At 71.9% G+C, this 1122-nt stretch carries 2 protein-coding genes and 1 pseudogene; 1 reads left to right on the forward strand and 2 read right to left on the reverse strand.

Annotation, left to right across the window (positions count from 1 at the left end):
• A partial coding sequence (gene rnpA, locus AB0N07_RS51720; protein ID WP_365848037.1) for a ribonuclease P protein component occupies positions 1-315 on the reverse strand: 315 nt, incomplete at its 3' end.
• A 28-nt stretch (positions 316-343) separates the two neighbouring features.
• Positions 344-481, reverse strand: coding sequence for a 50S ribosomal protein L34 (gene rpmH, locus AB0N07_RS51725; protein WP_002856443.1), 138 nt, complete (start codon positions 479-481; stop codon positions 344-346).
• Positions 482-823: 342 nt separating this feature from the next.
• On the opposite strand from rpmH, the pseudogene AB0N07_RS51730 reads away from it, so the two are divergent.
• Positions 824-1122 (forward strand): annotated as a pseudogene (locus tag AB0N07_RS51730) (hypothetical protein); the annotation flags it as partial.

Consider the following 1122-nt stretch of genomic DNA (forward strand, 5'->3'; position numbering starts at 1 on the left):
GTCCGCCTCGGCGGCGGCCGGCAGCGCGCGGACCTGGACCAGAACCGGCAGGTCGCGCAGCGGGGGCAGACGCATCTGCTCCGCGACGACGGCGCGCAGCCGTCGCTTCACCCGGTTGCGGGTCACCGCGTTCCCCACGGCCTTGGACACGACGAACCCGGCCCGCGGCCGAGGGGCGCTCGGCGACGTGGACCGGGTCTGGTCGGGGTCCGTGGCGACGCTCACCACGACGGTGCGCCGACCCGCGCGGATGCCGGTGCGACCGAGGTGACGGAACTCCGCGGGCGTGCGGATGCGACGGTCACGGGGCAGCACGGGGCGCGCCGTCCCTGGACCGACGTCCTCAGGCGGACAGCTCGGCGCGGTTCTTGCCGCGGCGAGCGGACAGGATGGCGCGGCCGGCGCGGGTGCGCATGCGGGCACGGAAGCCGTGCTTGCGGGCACGACGGCGGTTGTTGGGCTGGAACGTGCGCTTGGTCACTGTGATCTCTCCACGACGTGTTGTGTGCCTTCGACCGTCAACCTGAGCAGGTGGACCAGGGAGAAGGACCGGTGAGGCTCTGACATGAAATCCCCGGCGGGCACGATCAACCGACACCCGGGGGACCAGACAACTCTAGTGGCCGGGGTGCGCGGGGGTCAAACGGGTGCGCGCGCAGCCCGGACGCGCACGGGCGCCCGGGACGGTCGTCCACAGGATGATAGGGGTTGTCCACCGTCTGTGCACAACCCTGTGGACAACCGTTAGACTCCGAGCACCGTCGTCCGTCTCGCGCAGCCGCCCCCGTCCTCGGGGACGTCTGTCCCAGGAAAGGAAGCCTCCGTGGTGGCAGACCAGGCCGTGCTCAGCTCGTGGCGCTCCGTCGTGGGCTCCCTCGAGGACGACGCGCGGGTCAGCGCCCGCCTCATGGGCTTCGTCTACTTGGCCCAGCCGCAGGGCCTCATCGGCAACACGCTCCTGCTGGCCGTGCCGAACGAGACCACCCGCGAGACGCTCCAGGGCACCCAGGTGGCCGACGCCCTCACGGACGCCCTGACCCAGGAGTTCCGCGAGGAGATCCTGCTGGCCATCTCGATCGACGCGAACCTGCAGCCGCCGCGGACCCCCTCCTCCGAGGCCCG

The sequence above is a fragment of the Streptomyces sp. NPDC051172 genome (assembly GCF_040682555.1).
Taxonomy (GTDB): Bacteria; Actinomycetota; Actinomycetes; order Streptomycetales; family Streptomycetaceae; genus Streptomyces.